Annotated in this window: 12 protein-coding genes and 1 other annotated feature; of the genes, 1 reads left to right on the top strand and 11 read right to left on the bottom strand. The window is 37.7% G+C overall.

Annotated features, from left to right (window positions below):
- Window positions 1-42 precede the first annotated feature (42 nt).
- The 10 genes from recC to A6B40_RS07490 form a co-directional block, all read right to left on the bottom strand.
- Window positions 43-3,327, bottom strand: coding sequence for an exodeoxyribonuclease V subunit gamma (recC, locus tag A6B40_RS07535; protein WP_176672021.1), 3,285 nt, complete (start codon window positions 3,325-3,327; stop codon window positions 43-45).
- 47 nt (window positions 3,328-3,374) lie between these two features.
- The gene (locus A6B40_RS07530; RefSeq protein WP_176672019.1) at window positions 3,375-3,668 is read right to left on the bottom strand and encodes a DUF5374 domain-containing protein; all 294 of its coding nucleotides are present in this window, start codon (window positions 3,666-3,668) and stop codon (window positions 3,375-3,377) included.
- On the bottom strand, window positions 3,661-4,344 hold the full coding sequence (locus A6B40_RS07525) for a DUF2572 family protein (protein ID WP_176672018.1): 684 nt from the start codon (window positions 4,342-4,344) through the stop codon (window positions 3,661-3,663). The genes A6B40_RS07530 and A6B40_RS07525 overlap by 8 nt, the downstream gene beginning before the upstream one ends.
- 8 nt (window positions 4,345-4,352) lie before the next feature.
- Entirely contained in the window at window positions 4,353-5,045 is a 693-nt protein-coding gene (locus tag A6B40_RS07520) for a PulJ/GspJ family protein (RefSeq protein WP_176672016.1), read from the bottom strand.
- Window positions 5,005-5,526, bottom strand: coding sequence for a pilus assembly FimT family protein (locus tag A6B40_RS07515; protein WP_176672014.1), 522 nt, complete (start codon window positions 5,524-5,526; stop codon window positions 5,005-5,007). The genes A6B40_RS07520 and A6B40_RS07515 overlap by 41 nt, the downstream gene beginning before the upstream one ends.
- Window positions 5,527-5,814: 288 nt before the next feature.
- The gene (locus A6B40_RS07510; protein WP_176672012.1) at window positions 5,815-7,401 is read right to left on the bottom strand and encodes an ABC transporter substrate-binding protein; all 1,587 of its coding nucleotides are present in this window, start codon (window positions 7,399-7,401) and stop codon (window positions 5,815-5,817) included.
- Between the two features lie 25 nt (window positions 7,402-7,426).
- Window positions 7,427-7,569: a sequence feature (His leader region), on the bottom strand.
- A 173-nt stretch (window positions 7,570-7,742) separates the two neighbouring features.
- Window positions 7,743-8,753 (bottom strand): galactose/methyl galactoside ABC transporter permease MglC, encoded by a 1,011-nt coding sequence (gene mglC, locus A6B40_RS07505; RefSeq protein WP_025236882.1) that lies wholly within the window; start codon window positions 8,751-8,753, stop codon window positions 7,743-7,745.
- A gap of 14 nt (window positions 8,754-8,767) precedes the next feature.
- Window positions 8,768-10,267, bottom strand: coding sequence for a galactose/methyl galactoside ABC transporter ATP-binding protein MglA (gene mglA, locus A6B40_RS07500; RefSeq protein ID WP_176672011.1), 1,500 nt, complete (start codon window positions 10,265-10,267; stop codon window positions 8,768-8,770).
- Between the two features lie 70 nt (window positions 10,268-10,337).
- Window positions 10,338-11,327 (bottom strand): galactose/glucose ABC transporter substrate-binding protein MglB, encoded by a 990-nt coding sequence (gene mglB / locus A6B40_RS07495; RefSeq protein ID WP_176672010.1) that lies wholly within the window; start codon window positions 11,325-11,327, stop codon window positions 10,338-10,340.
- A gap of 259 nt (window positions 11,328-11,586) precedes the next feature.
- Window positions 11,587-12,579 carry a substrate-binding domain-containing protein gene (locus A6B40_RS07490; RefSeq protein WP_176672009.1) on the bottom strand — a complete coding sequence of 331 codons (993 nt, stop codon included), beginning with the start codon at window positions 12,577-12,579 and terminating at the stop codon, window positions 11,587-11,589.
- Window positions 12,580-12,854: 275 nt separating this feature from the next.
- Between A6B40_RS07490 and A6B40_RS07485 the strand changes: the two genes are divergently transcribed.
- Entirely contained in the window at window positions 12,855-13,142 is a 288-nt protein-coding gene (locus A6B40_RS07485; RefSeq protein ID WP_025247130.1) for a YfcZ/YiiS family protein, read from the top strand.
- A gap of 46 nt (window positions 13,143-13,188) precedes the next feature.
- Here the strand turns inward: A6B40_RS07485 and A6B40_RS07480 are convergent, their stop codons facing one another.
- Window positions 13,189-13,860, bottom strand: a complete 672-nt coding sequence (locus A6B40_RS07480) for a glycosyltransferase family 8 protein (RefSeq protein ID WP_236966885.1) — start codon at window positions 13,858-13,860, stop codon at window positions 13,189-13,191.
- Window positions 13,861-13,899: the final 39 nt, after the last annotated feature.

Genomic DNA, 13,899 nt, shown 5'->3' with positions numbered 1-13,899 from the left:
AATTCTATTTGCAAATTTATCAACAAAAACAACCGCTTGTATTTAACTATTTATCCTCATTTTCTCATTCATCAACCCAAACCAATTTATGGTACGTTGATAAATGTTATCTGTATCTAGCTCTATTGTTTGTGAAAGAACACGGTTGATATAACTGCCTTCTCGATCTTCTGCAAGGAGAGAAAGTGCCTGTTCGCTGTTTTCACCGCCTTTTTTGAGATACTCTTCAATTCCTTGATAAATCACCAGCTGAGCTTGCGATAAGCCTGCCAAGTAATCCTTCACATAAACAGTTAATTGAGCTAAAGCATCTTCCGGTAAAAGTGTTTCAAAACTCAGCTGCCCTGTTTGCTCGCCTTCACAATAATAAAACTTCACGGTTTTTTGAGGGAAATAAGCACAAAGTAATAAATGATAAATCCAGATTTCAATCTTATCTTTATCTCGTAATCCGCCCACTCGCCACAGCACCATTTCATTACTATATAAATTTGGCATATTGTCGTTAAGTTGGAGCACTTTCTCATCAATGACAATGCTGTAGTTTAGCGTTAAAATTGTGCTTTCTCTTGCTAAATAGTCCGCTAAAGTCGCTCGCATATCACTGATTTTACCGATTAAATCTTGCTTGGTTGTTGTGGCAAAATTAGATGCCGGTAAGTTGCCTTTAAGCTGTTCTTGCTCAAAAAATTGCTCTTGCTGTTCGGGCTTAACACTTAATAATTCATTTAAGATAGCGTAATTATCCAGCCCAGACATCGTAAAAATTTCGCTTTCATCAATCGTATCATCGTAAGTGTTAAAAGAGATACCTAGTACATTAACGAAGAAAAATTTAATCGGGTTCTGCACAAAGCGAATAAGGTTTTCGATCTCAATATCAGTTACCATTTCCGTACTTAAGGGCTCACTCAAGAAATCTTGTACGGAACTGTTTGAGTTAATAATCCACTCTGCGTTGTAGGCATAATCTCTTGGATGAGTGAAATTCTTTTTGCTAAACACTGTAAGCGGTTGTTTTCTTACTAAGGTTTGCTCAACTTCCGCTCCGAACATTGATTTAAATTCAGGTGTTAAGTAATCGCTAATGGTATCAAGCAGCTGAGAAACCAAAATAGAGGGCAACATCTCTTTGCCGTCTTTTTGCGATTGCCCGATGTAACTGATGTAAAACACATTTTGTGCAGAAAGTAAGGCTTCCAAAAAGAGATAGCGATCATCATCTCTCTTCGCACGGTCGCCTTTTTGTGGGGCATATTGCATTAAATCAAAGCTGTTGATTTGCTGCTGACGGGGAAAATCCGCCTCGTTCATTCCAAGCAAACAAACCACTTTAAATGGAATGGCTCGCATTGGTAAAAGCGTGGCGAAATTGACTCGCCCAACCAAGAAATTGAGCTGCTGGGTATGTTGATTTAATTGCTGGTTAAATAACAACGCTAAAATCTCAATGTGGAGATCTTCAGCAAAATGCGTTGCGGAAATCAATGATAAAATTTCATCGTTTACCGTATTGAGTAGCAAAATAGAGGCGGCATTTTCAGCATTTTCTTGATATAAATCTGTAATCAGCATTTTTACCGCTAAATGCCATTGCTCTAAAGATTGTGGCGACTGAATCAGCTTTACCCATTCCAATAAAGCTGAAATAAACGACGCCAATCGCCCAACCAGCTCTGCATTTAAGCCGTAGCTATCACCAAATGCTAATGTGTTTTCCCAAATGCCGTGAGCCTCTTTTAAGCTTGAGCCAAGCAGTAAACGATTTAAACCGTTTTCCCACGAGTTGTAGTTCTGCCAATGAGGCTGTTGAATATCAATACCTGAACGTACGCCTGCATTTTTCGCCCACACTCGTAACGTGTGAATATCTTCCGCACTAAAGGAAAAACGGGATTGAATTGCCCCAACCTCCAATAAATCAAATAGATCTTCGGCATTAAATTGACTCTCTTTCATCGCAAGCAGTTGCAAAAAACTATTGATGATTGGATCAATTTTGGTAAACGTCTGATCCGATAACGAAAACGGAATATAGCGTGGATCTCGGCTACCTTTATTGCGAGAAAACACCGCATCAATATAAGGAGCGTATTTATTAATATCCGGCGACATCACAATGATGTCTTTTGGCAGTAAGGTTTTGTCTTTCTCAAACAAATTCAGTAGTTGGTTATGTAACACTTCTACTTCACGCATTGGGCTATGGCAGGCGTGAATTTGAAGAGAGTGATCGTCGGTTAAATCATCAATAGTGGCATTATTTACGGAACTAAAAATCTGCTTTTTAAGTTTGTTGAGGTTATTGTTTTCTTCAGGTTCGAGGAATACATCAATAGTATTTGGCTCAAATTCCATTAGCTGTGCTAAGAAATCACGCCCCTGTTTTCCCCAAAGGGCGAGTAGTTTATTGCTCTGCTCTGCTAACAAATTTTCCAGATCTTCAGGCGAAATTTTATGTGTTAAGGCGAGCTTTTGCCATACTTTGTCTTCTACGCTATCGCCCCAATATTTTTCGCTTGGGTTGAAAAAAAAGATGTGAATATCGCAATGCTCACTTAATTTTTTAAACACCGCTAACTGCAACGGCGAGAACGCAGAAATACCAAAAATAAAAATACGCTTTGGCAGTTTTGCTTTTTCCGCTTCAGTGAGATTATCTAGCTTTTCAAAATAATTTTGTTGCAAGTAAGCACGGTGCGAGGTAGTGAATATGCGATCATCTGCCCCAGCTTGCAGATCTTGAATAATCTGCAACCATAATTGGCTTTGCCATTTAATATCGTTTGAAATCAAATTCAGATCGACATTCTTTGCAGAAATTGCAATTTTTAGTTCATTTTCGACCGCTTGTAAATTTCCCTCTTCCCAGTGCACTAACCAATGTGGGCGATAAACCAAGTATTGGTCGAACAATTCGGCAATTTTGGCAGAAAGTTGATAGAGTTTAAGTTGATACTGCTCCTCGTTTGGCTGATTTGCCAAATACCGCTGAAGGGGCTTAAATTCATCTTGATTTAGGCAATTCGGGAGCAAACGCATAATCCGCCAAGTCATTGAATGGCGTTCAAAAATATTCTCTTTCGGTAATTCAGGAAACAGTACACGATACTGCTGCCACAAAAAAGTGGTTGGATAAAGAAAATTGCAGTTGCCCATAATGCCGTTTAATTCTGCAATCTGCATTTGCAACCATTGTGCCATTCCTTGACTTTGGATCAAAACCGTTTCCGGTTCAAATGGATCTTCAAGCGGATTAACTTGCTGAACTTTCACCAGCATTTCCGCCAGTGAAGAAATTTGGTTGGATTGGTAAAGTGTAAACATAATAACGCCTCGCTAATGAATTATTGTCCAATAAAGCGAGGGGGGATTCAATCATTATTCAGCTCAATTTTGCCAAGTGGAAAACGGATACTGAGCTTATTCCCTGAGCATTGAATGTCATAGCGAATGTTATTTTGCTCTATCTGCCGTTCACAATCTAAACCCGCCAACTGTAACGCAATTTGATTTTCTAATATCACCGCTGCCTGTTGTTGCTGAAAATGGGCATTCACTCGCCTATTTTGCTCAGATTGCCAATGGCTAAAACTCAACACCACAATCGTAAATAAAGCTATAGCCACTAAAAGTGAAATAGTACTTTCCGCCTTATATTTATTCATCAATTGCCCCTATGGTATTTTCGGAATGAGGTAAATATTGCCAGTAGGAATATTTCGCTTCAAGCTGGGCGATAACCTCTTTCTTAAAGGTTAAATTGCGTTCTTCTCTTGCGTTATCAAAAGAGGAATACAAAGTACCATACATTTTTTTGCCTGTAATATCAAAGAGATAATCAGTAATCACAATACCATAAAAATCCTGTGGGAGATTTTCATTAATCTCATTTTGAGCAATAATAATTTTCGGATTATCTTCGCTACTAGAAGGCAATTCTGATAAGCTGCGAATGGTATAAATATCTTGTGCCGGTACATTTGCTAAATCTAAATAATCTGAAAGCTGTGTAAATGGTATATATTTCTCTTTAGTCGGTTTTTTATCTTTGAATAAACTATTAAATTGGCATTCTAATTGATATTGCAAGAAGTTTAATTTCTGAGGTGAGAAATCAGATTGAATAACCAGCTCTTTTTTTAATTTTTGGCAAAGTTTATTTTTATCTTCTTTGTATAAAGCGAAAAAGTGATATTTATCTGAAAGATATTTTTCACTATAAAACTGAGTAATATTCTGCTGACTAATCCATTTCTCTTTTGTTAAAAACAATATAGCCAAAATAGAGGAGATTAGTATTAATGAAACTAATAATGCACTGGCATTTTTCTGAATTTTCATTTTTACCTCTAATGGTTTAGTAGAAAAATATAACTTTTTGCAGAGTAAATCGGATTATGCTCTTTTACCGATTCTAATTCTATTTCCACTTCAAGTAATATATCCTGCTTCTTCCAATTAAAATTTAATTTATTTACTTTAACGCTATTTATTTCAGTAAACTTACTCCAAGCACCATTACAACTCTCTAATAATTTTGAACAATTCTCTTTCACACAAGTATCTAATTTCTGCGAGAAAGTATAAATTTCATTATTTTCTAGCTTAAAAGCAAATATCTCTTTTAACACATCACGGGTATTATTCAGATCATCCAACTTACAAGCGGTCGTCTTTGTTCTACGTTTTCCCAAACAGCCGTCTTGGTTTACATCATAAAAACTAATCAAACAACGTTGATTTGGAATATTCAAACTTTTCCCATTAGGCTGAAATAAATCAAAATTACTGTCGGCTCGCTTATGACCTTGATAACCACTATGCTGAAAGTGTTGTTGAAAGTAGTTTATTATCTGGTGAGCATCTGCTTGCAGAGCTAATAGCTCCCGTTGTTTGATTTGAGAACGGTAAAAATCAGTATAACTAGAAGCAAAAACCAATAAGACAAGAGAGCCGAGTGCGGTGGTAATTAAAATCTCAAGCAAACTAAATGCCGATAAATTAATCTTTACAGGTACTACGTTTATTTTTCGCTGCCACATAAACTCGTCCTAGTTGTTCAAACTGTAAAATCTCACTCTCTTTATTTAAACTTAGGTTAATACATTTAGATTCTAGCTGACCGCTTACCCCATCAATATTAATAAAAGATTTTGGATATAAACTTTTATTTTTCAAAATAATATTTTGATTACTCGGATTATAAAGATGGTATTCTTCACTAGAAGAGCAACCATTTTTATTTAAACAATCGCAGATTATTTGTTGAGAGCTATTTATAGGTTTTATAACTGCCACCATACACCATTTTTCATTTCGCTGAGAAATGGTTAATGTATAATTTCGCTTACTATAACGAGCTTTAGTTTGAATTTTATAAATAAAAGATTGAATATTTTCAATTTCACTATTGAGTGAAGTTCTATCTTGAACAGTAAAAATAGCAGGTGAGATAAAATAAATAGTAATCACCATAATTGCTATAGCCGTTAGCATTTCAATTAATGTGATTGCTTTATGCATAAAAATACCCTCTTGATAGAGGGCATCTTATAATTCAAGATAAGTTTGTAAATGGAAAAAATTTAATTTTTCGACGCAGATCGCAAAATTAATAAAAATTTACGTTGCTTGATCCAAAGACTCATATAAACATCCAGAATTCTGTCAGGTACGTTTTTCGATTTTCTCTACTTCCTTTTGAGTTTCTTCAAAATGAGGTTGCTTTACCAAACTTTCGAATGAATCTGCCCGTACCTTAATCCAGCAAGCTCAAATTTGCAAATGTTTATGAAAAAGTAGCCGCTTGTATTACTCCAATTCTATCCCATAAAAGTTGTGTGCTACGAATGGGCTAGGAATATAGCCTTTTACCTCTTTTCTTACAGGGAAGTAAACCGTTGAGTGAGCAATCGGGAGCCACGGGGCTTGCTCGTTAAAGATGGTTTGTGCTTTTTGGTACAATTCTGACCGCTTGTTTTTATCGCTGATGGTGGCAGCTTCACTCACGAGGCGGTCAAACTCTTTATCGCAAAAGCCCGCGTAGTTTGAACCTTGCTCCACCGCATTGCAACTTAATAAGGCGTTGAGGAAGTTATCAGGGTCGCCGTTATCGCCTGTCCAGCCAATCATTCCTGTGGTGTGTTCGCCGTTACCCATTCGTTTGAGGTATTCACCCCATTCATAGCTGACGATCTTCGCATTCACACCAATTGCTTTCCAATCCGCTTGGATCATCTCTGCCATTCGGCGAGCGTTCGGATTGTAAGGGCGGGAAACCGGCATTGCCCAAATTTCGGTTTCAAAACCGTTTTCTAAACCTGCCTCTTTAAGCAGTTGTTTTGCTTTTTCAGGGTTGAAGTCATAGCCTGTAACTTCTTCGTTATAGCCCCAAATTGTTGATGGCATTGGGTTCTTCGCTTTAATTGCCGAGCCTTGATATACAGAGGTTAAAATCTCCTCTTTATTTACTGCATAATTTAACGCTTGGCGAACTTTCGGATTATCAAACGGTGGCTTGCGGGTGTTGAGCGTGATGTAACCAATATTTAGACCAGCTTTTTCCAATACTTGGATATTTGAGTTGGCTTTTAAGGCTGGCAGATCCGCAGGGTTTGGATAAGGCATCGCTTGGCATTCGTTTTTCTCTAATTTTGCTAAACGTACTGAAGCATCTGGGGTAATGCTAAACACAAGGCGATCGATTTTCGCTTTGCCCTGCCAGTAGTTGTCGAATGCCATAAAACGTACAGTCGCATCTTTTTGGTAGCCGTAGAATTGGAATGCTCCTGTGCCAATTGGTTCTAAATCCACTTTTTCAGGTGTACCTGCTTTTTGCATTTGTTCGGCATATTCAGCGGAGAAGATTGCCATAAAATCCATCGCTAAGTTAGCCAGAAATGGAGCATTCGGAGCATTTAGTTCAATTTTTACGGTGTAATCATCGATTTTCGCTACATTTTTGATGATGTTTTGCATATTCATTCCGTAGAAAAACTCATAGCTTCCGCCAGAGACTTTGTTATAGGGATTATTTTGGTCAAGCTGGCGGTTAATGGAGAAAATCACATCATCAGCATTGAGATTACGGCTTGGTGTGAAGTTTTTATTGCTGTGGAACGGCACATTTTGACGTAAATAGAAAATGTAACTTGTGCCGTCTTCGCTGATTTCCCAACGCTCGGCAAGGGAAGGAGTAAGGTTCGTTGTACCTTTTTCAAAATCAATCAAGCGGTTATAGAGAGCTTGCCCGACATCAAGGGTTGCACCGTCTGTGGCGATTTGTGGATTAAGGGCTGCCGGCGATGATTCCAAGCAGTAAGTAAAGGTTTTAGGTGCAGCCAATGCAGAACCTGCAAAAGCCAGCGAGAAAAGTGCGAGTTGTGTTAGCTTGTTCATTTTAATGTCCTTAGATTTGAAGTAATAAAAAACCCTTTCGAAAGTTGCCTTCCGAAAGGGTTATAAATTGGTTACTGTTGGGAGTTGCGTTTACCATTCATATTTCGGAAGCTATCTTCCGAACACGCCAAATGCCCGAAAGATTAATCGGTCAAATGGTGATGATGATGTTTAACGCAGTAGTTCATAACTTTCTCCAAAATTAATTAATGAGTAATTTATTCCTTTTAAAAATAAATTGCAAACGGTTTCGTTTAAATTTTTGCAAAAAATTCTTAGAAAATGACCGCTTGTAAAAAGAGAGGCAAATTTTTATTTGCCTCTCTATCTCTAGGTTAAATCTATTTTTTCTTCGCATATTTGAGCGAGTCAATCGCTACCGCTAAGATGATAATGCCACCTTTGATGATGTATTGCCAGTAAGGGTTTACACCGATGTAGGTTAAACCATAGTTAATTACGGTGAAGATAAGCACCCCGGTTACTACGCCGATGATTGTACCCACACCGCCTGCAAATGATACGCCACCTACTACGCAAGCTGCGATTGCATCCATTTCATACATAAAGCCTAAGTTGTTGGTTGCACTACCGATACGACCTGCTTCTAACATACCGCCGAATGCGTAGAAGATGCCTGAAAGCATATAAATACCCATTAAGTTAAGCGGTACGTTTACGCCAGAAACGCGTGCTGCTTCCGGGTTTCCACCAATCGCAAATACGTTTTTACCGAAGCGGGTTTTATTCCATAACGTCCACATAATAATAGTGGCGATCACGGCATAAATAGTAATGTAGGAGAGCCTAAAGTCGCCAAAGCGGAAGAAACCTTGTGCAAAACTTGAGAAGTCATCGCTAAAACCTGCAATTGGCGATGAGCCTACGGCATCGTAGTAAAGCGAGTTAATCCCATAAACAATAATCATCGTCCCCATTGTGGCAATAAACGGTGTTACGTTGAGATAAGCTACCACAAAACCATTAAATAAGCCGATAAGTCCACCAATCACACAAACCGTTAAAACTACAACAGGAATTGGAATTTCGGATAAGTTCGGGAAAACTTTGTTCATATTTTCCATTGATTGTAACAAGGTGGCTGAGATTACCGCCGCTAAGCCAACTTGGCGACCGGCGGATAAGTCTGTACCCTGTGTTACAATCAAGCCTGCAACACCTAGTGCAATGATAAGACGCACAGAAGATTGCGATAAAATGTTACTGAAGTTACGCAAGCTCAAGAAACTTGGGTCTTGCACAATAATCACAATAAGTAAGATTAATAATACGAAGTAAATCGCATTTTGTTTAAAAAAATCGAGTGTTCTATTTTGTTGTAAAGCAGACATACTTCACTCCTTGTCTATAAATATTTTGCTGCGAGTTGCAAGATTTCTTCTTGCGAGGTGTTGGCAGTTTCAACAATGCCCGCCACTTTACCGTTACTCATCACTAAAATCCGGTCTGTTACCCCTAGTAATTCGGGCATTTCCGATGAGATCATAATGATCCCTTTATCTTTATTTGCTAACTCTAAAATCAGCTGATAAATTTCAAATTTTGCCCCAATATCAATACCACGAGTGGGTTCATCAAGCATCAGAATTTCAGGTTGGGTTAAGAGCCAACGCCCGATAATCACTTTTTGTTGGTTACCGCCGGAAAGTGAGCCGATATGCGTTTGATGCGATGGAGTTTTGACATTCATCGAATCAATTACCCATTGGGTGTCGCTTTTCATTTTTTTATTGCTCAGCAAACCAAATTTTCCTAGATAAGACTTCATATTTGAAATCAATGAGTTAAACTCAATACTTAGGTTTGCATAAATCCCCGTTGAGCGACGTTCTTCTGTTACGAGAGCAAAGCCGTTATTAATCGCATCAAAGGCGTTACGGTTATTGATTTCTTTGCCGTTTAAGGTAATTTTACCGCTTGCTTTATCTCGCACACCGAAAATGGTTTCAACAATATCAGTACGCTTTGCCCCAACTAAGCCTGCAATACCTAAAATTTCCCCTCTGCGTAAGCTGAAGCTAACATCTTGGATAGAAGGTTGATTTTTTGCCGTTAAATTCTCTACTTCAAGAATTACTTCTTTTGGTAAATTGGTTTTTTCCGGGAAACGTTGAGTTAGCTCACGCCCTACCATCATTGAAACCACTTGATCCATTGAAGTATCTTTAATAGCAACGGTATTTACCCATTTACCGTCTCGCAAAATGGTAATTTCATCACAAATTTTAAAAATTTCGTCCATTTTGTGAGAAATATAGATAATGCCACAGCCTCTGTCTTTCAGTTTTTGAATAATTTTAAACAGATGCTCAACTTCTTTTTCTGAAAGCGAGGAAGTTGGTTCGTCCATAATCACAATTTTGGCATCATAAGAGAATGCTTTAGCAATCTCGATCATCTGCATTTGTGAAACAGATAATTTCGCCACTTTATCACGTGGATCAACATCAATATCTAATTCATCAAAAATTGCTTTGGTATCACGATACATTTTATCGTGATCAACAAAAGGGCCTTTTAACGGATAACGCCCTAGCCATAGGTTATCCATTACGGTTACTTGTCTTACCAGATTCAACTCTTGGTGAACCATTGAAATCCCATTTTCTAATGCCTCTTTTGTGGTTTTGAAATCAACTGGTTTTCCTAGAAAAAGAATCTCACCTTCATCTTTGGCGTAAATACCAAATAAACATTTTAGCAAGGTTGATTTACCCGCCCCATTTTCCCCCATTAAGGCGTGAACACTATGGGATTTTACCGTTAAGTTAGTGCGGTCTAACGCTTTTACACCTGGAAACGACTTGCTAACGTTCGTCATTGTGAGTAGTACTTCGCCTGTCATATCTCACCCTGTTATATCAAAAACTCGAAAAAAAGGCACGAGTACGATCACTCGTGCCATAAAGTGCTAATTATTTTAAAAATTCAGATAAGTTGTCGTTATCTACACCCACATAAGGAATACGAACCACACGGTTCTCTAATTTCCATTGTGTGCCTGCGGTTGCTTCTTTACCGTCAGCTAAGTTTGCAGAAAGTTGAACCACCGCTTTACCTTGGTTCACACCATCATTTAACACGGTACCGGCTAACTCACCTTTCTTAATTAACTGCAGTGCTTCAGGTAACGCATCAACACCGAAAATTGGTAATTTTTTGCCGTGTGCTTTAGTCGCTTCCAACGCACCTAACGCCATACCATCGTTGTTAGAAATGATCACTTCGATGTCTTTCGCTTTACCGCTTGATAACCACGCATCTACTTTATCTTTCGCTTGAGCTGCATCCCATAATGCTGCGTCCATAAAGATTTGCTCGCTATCAATTCCTTTAGCTTTTAAGCCCTCAACCACATATTTGGTACGAGCTTCCGCATCTGGGTGACCTGGTTCACCTTTTAATAACGCAAATTGGATTTTACCGTCTTTATTTAAGTCTAACGCGGGGTTCGCTTTCCACTGTTTGGCAATTAAATCACCTTGAATTAAGCCAGATTCTTTCGGATCTGTACCTACATAGTATGCTTTCGGATAGCTATCAATTGCAGCTGCACCTGGATCTTTATTAAAGAATACTACAGGGATATCTTCAGCTTTCGCTTTTTGAATCACTGTTTTATATGCTGATGGATCGACTAAGTTAATTGCTAAAGCTTTCACACCTTTAGAAAGCAATACATCAACTTGGTCGTTCTGGATAGATTGGGTGTTTTGTGAGTCGTTCATTAATAACTGAACTTTTTGCACTTGCCCCTCTTTTTCAATCTCTTTACGCATTAATGCCATAAAGTTATCGTCATATTTATAAATAGTTACACCAATACGATTTTCAGCTTGTGCTGTACTGATAGTCACACCTAATGCTACTGCCATTGCCACTGCACTTAATACTGCTTTCTTCATAGAAATCACCTCTTTTGATATGTTTATCCTGACATATTCATTGCTTACCATAAGCAACTTGGTGCGAAGAATAACCCATTTTTGTAAAACAATCCGTGATCATTCTCACAGAATTAAGACAAAGTGGAGGATTTTTTAATTCTATGGCAGCGTTTTGAATATTTACTCTATCAAGAGATAGTAAATTTTTGCGACAAAATGACCGCTTGCAATGTTGTTTGTAGATTACAAGCGGTCGCTTTTATTAAAATTTTTGCAATTATTTTAAAAACTGCTCCAAATTTTCTTTATTTACGCCAATATGTGGAATATAAATGGTTTTAGATGGACTATTTTCCCACTCTGTGCCCTGTGTAGCCGGCTTACCTTGTGCTAAATTCGCAGCAAGTTGTATCACCACTTTTCCTTGTTCGACACTATCGTCTAGCACCGTACCGCTCATCTGCCCTGATTTAATTAAAGCTAGAGCTTCCGGCAGGGCATCAATACCGAAGAGAGGCAGTTTTTTCTCGTGAGCATTTAACGCATCTAATGCCCCTATTGCCATTTCATCATTATTTGAAATGACTACTTCAATCTCATTGGCACGTTTTGCGACTAACCACTCGTTCATTTTATTGCGAGCAATGGCGGAACGCCACATTGCTGTGTCGCTATAAACTTCTTCTGTTGCAATACCTTGACGATTAAGCTCATCAATAACGGCTTGAGAACGCAAAGTACTCACTTCGCTCAATTCGCCTTTTAATAGCACAAATTGTAATTTTCCGTCTTTATTTAAATCAAAGTGTGGGTTGGCTCTCCACACTTTTGCAATGAGTTGCCCTTGTATTTCGCCTGCTTCTTGTGGGTTACTACTGACAAAATAAGCCTTTTCATAACTTTCCATTGCCTGTTTGCTTGGATCTCGATTAAAAAATATAATCGGTACATTATTCGCTTTCGCTTTTTCCACAATGTTTTTTGATTCATTAGGGTGAACAATATTTACCGCCAATACATTCACTTTATGATTAAGTAAAACTTCGACTTGATTTAATTGCTTCACTTGTGAATTTTGAGCATCGTTCATAAACCATTTCAGATGACGGAAATTTTCTATCTCCTTATTCATCGCTTTACGCATCAACATCATAAAGTTGTCATCATATTTATAAATCGTAACGCCAACTCTAGGTTCAGATTGAGCATAACTCATATTCACCCCGAGCATTACAGCACATACAAAAGCATTTAATAGACTACGTTTCATAGAATGTCCCTCTTGCTATGTTAATACGTTAGTTAAAGCATAACGAATTTAGCTAAGAGAAACCGTGATCAGCTTCACAGATTAACAAAGATTTTCATTGGTTTGATTTAATAAAAGCGGTCATTTTTCCTCCAAAATTTGCAAAACCTTTAGGGTTGAATAAGCCTAAGTGAGTAAAATTCTATCTAAATCAAATTCCAGGCAATTGAAGATTGCACCTGCTCTTATTTAGTTTTAAAGTAGCGATATTATTTATCAATTATGAGGATTAGCCAATGAAAAACGATAAACCCATTGAATGTGAAGGCTGCAACACCTTTGACGTCGGCTCAATTTTAGATAACAGCGAAACGGTTGCAAACATTAAACGCACTTATGAAACAGAAGCTGAAGCTCAAGCTGCACTGGAAAGATTTACTCAAAAAGCTCACGATGTTGAATCCGAACCTTGTGAAATTGAGAGTGAAATCTACCCGGTACAAGGTGGTTTTGAACTTAATGCAAATTTTAAATTTAGCTGTCAAGCTGAAGTAGTTATCTTCCAATTAGGTACTCGTTTTTAACAAAAAAGCTGATTCAAGAATTCTTGAATCAGCTTTTTAGTCAATACTATCTTGGATGTCTTAACAAAATATCTTTCCATTCCAAACCATAATAAAACCAATATTTCTCACGCATAAGCTGAGAAAACTCACTTTTCCATGGTTTATACTGACTAGTATAATGAATAACTTTAGGCACAACGCTTAAATAACCACTCTCTTTAGCTAAATTTTCCTGTTTTCTGCGGTATGACAGCTCAATAATCGCATCCGCCTGATAATTATATTCTATCGGTAACTTAGCCCAATAACCTTTAAAGAAAATATTCAAAGCATCTTGATCACTATAAGTTAAATGAGGGTATTGCTGATTTATAGCAAGTAACTGAGCTTCTATTGAATACTTTTTCCACTCCTGGTTATTAATTAGCATTACACCCGAGTTAAAATAGGGCATCAAATCCATATCGGTATACACCGGAATATGATCATGTACATAATCTTCCACTGCTAACAAAAGTACATCACCAAAATCACTCCAATACATTTCAGATAAATTACCATCTACTACAATATCTGAGTCCAAATATAGCACTCTTGGCTCATCTAAATAGGAAATTAAATAACGATAAAAAGTTACCTCAGTAATATGGACTCTTATTTGATAGGTAGAAAAATCCCTGAGTACCGTGCTTGAAATGATCTCACTACCAATAAGTGCAAGTTTTTCATTCCAAATCTCAAACCATTCTTCAGGAAAAGTTTTATGAAATAAATA

Source organism: Mannheimia varigena (genome assembly GCF_013377235.1).
Taxonomy (GTDB): Bacteria; Pseudomonadota; Gammaproteobacteria; order Enterobacterales; family Pasteurellaceae; genus Mannheimia; species Mannheimia varigena.
The sequence above is the reverse complement of the archived record's forward strand: the minus strand, read 5'-3'. Positions and strand labels throughout refer to the sequence as shown.

What these genes read in the sequence shown, in the direction of transcription:
- recC (WP_176672021.1), bottom strand. Translation starts at nt 3,327, where the DNA reads ATGTTTACACTTTACCAATCCAACCAAATTTCTTCACTGGCGGAAATG.
- A6B40_RS07530 (WP_176672019.1), bottom strand. Translation starts at nt 3,668, where the DNA reads ATGAATAAATATAAGGCGGAAAGTACTATTTCACTTTTAGTGGCTATA.
- A6B40_RS07525 (WP_176672018.1), bottom strand. Translation starts at nt 4,344, where the DNA reads ATGAAAATTCAGAAAAATGCCAGTGCATTATTAGTTTCATTAATACTA.
- A6B40_RS07520 (WP_176672016.1), bottom strand. Translation starts at nt 5,045, where the DNA reads ATGTGGCAGCGAAAAATAAACGTAGTACCTGTAAAGATTAATTTATCG.
- A6B40_RS07515 (WP_176672014.1), bottom strand. Translation starts at nt 5,526, where the DNA reads ATGCATAAAGCAATCACATTAATTGAAATGCTAACGGCTATAGCAATT.
- A6B40_RS07510 (WP_176672012.1), bottom strand. Translation starts at nt 7,401, where the DNA reads ATGAACAAGCTAACACAACTCGCACTTTTCTCGCTGGCTTTTGCAGGT.
- mglC (WP_025236882.1), bottom strand. Translation starts at nt 8,753, where the DNA reads ATGTCTGCTTTACAACAAAATAGAACACTCGATTTTTTTAAACAAAAT.
- mglA (WP_176672011.1), bottom strand. Translation starts at nt 10,267, where the DNA reads ATGACAGGCGAAGTACTACTCACAATGACGAACGTTAGCAAGTCGTTT.
- mglB (WP_176672010.1), bottom strand. Translation starts at nt 11,327, where the DNA reads ATGAAGAAAGCAGTATTAAGTGCAGTGGCAATGGCAGTAGCATTAGGT.
- A6B40_RS07490 (WP_176672009.1), bottom strand. Translation starts at nt 12,579, where the DNA reads ATGAAACGTAGTCTATTAAATGCTTTTGTATGTGCTGTAATGCTCGGG.
- A6B40_RS07485 (WP_025247130.1), top strand. Translation starts at nt 12,855, where the DNA reads ATGAAAAACGATAAACCCATTGAATGTGAAGGCTGCAACACCTTTGAC.